The following is a 920-nucleotide window of genomic DNA, read 5'->3' as shown; positions in this document are numbered from 1 at the left end:
TTAATGGGGGATTTTGGCCCATTAGTCGGTGAAAAACTGCCTTTCAGCATAAACCAGGATGACAAGGTATTACATAAGGTTGTATTAAGCGATTTTTCAATATCAAAATACAAAGTCACCAATGATGATTATAATAAATATCTGCAGATAACAGGAGTAAAAAAACCACCCATTAATATTCTGCTAAAAGATTACCCATCATTGCAAAAAAGTGATTATTCTGTTGGCATCACCTGGCAACAGGCAAAAGACTATTGTCAGTGGTTAGGTAAGGAGTCTGGTAAAAAATTTGATTTACCAACAGAGGCGCAATGGGAATATGCAGCAAGATCCAGAGGGCAATACATTCCGTTTGCAACGAATAATGGTGAGTTCCTGCCCGGTAAAAACATCCCCAGCCAGGATGAGCTGAGTGAATATACTGATGGAGCAGGTATTCCTATTTATCCAGTGGGGAAATATCCCCCAAACCCCCTGGGTCTGTATGATATGGGACTTAGTGGCTCAGAATGGACCAATGACTGGTATGCGTCAGATTATTACTCTCATTCTCCGGTAAACGATCCTCAGGGACCCGTAAAGGGGACCGAAAAAGTCCTCCGCGGGAATGTTGGCGGTGACAGACAATACGCTTTAACCGTGTTCAGACAATCAGATTTGCCAGTTCCAAAGATCAATAAAGACGATGATTATGAAAAATATGGTGTTGGTCCGCAGTATGTTTTCCGTTGCGTCATCAATAAATAATGTCGTTTGGTGGTGACATATATCATTTTAACCGGAGCAACAACGTTGAATGAATGTTCCAATAAACCGGAGAGACTATTTAAACCTGTCCCGGATAGCCTGATGTCAGAATATCTTGCCATGATCGACGACCAGCACCCGACGGGGACAATGACTGCCTGATGCAAAGGCTT

General features: G+C 42.3%; 2 protein-coding genes. Both read left to right on the top strand.

Annotated elements, in window-relative coordinates; genetic code table 11:
* A partial coding sequence (locus A1WC_RS10090) for a formylglycine-generating enzyme family protein (protein ID WP_016161338.1) occupies positions 1-747 on the top strand: 747 nt, incomplete at its 5' end.
* 45 nt (positions 748-792) lie between these two features.
* Positions 793-909 carry a hypothetical protein gene (locus tag A1WC_RS27985; RefSeq protein ID WP_004217423.1) on the top strand — a complete coding sequence of 39 codons (117 nt, stop codon included), beginning with the start codon at positions 793-795 and terminating at the stop codon, positions 907-909.
* The last annotated feature ends 11 nt before the right edge of the window (positions 910-920 follow it).

It is taken from the genome of Klebsiella sp. KTE92 (assembly GCF_000398905.1).
Lineage (GTDB): Bacteria > Pseudomonadota > Gammaproteobacteria > Enterobacterales > Enterobacteriaceae > Klebsiella > Klebsiella variicola.
Note: the sequence above shows the minus strand (reverse complement) of the source record. Positions and strands in the feature narration are given on the sequence as shown.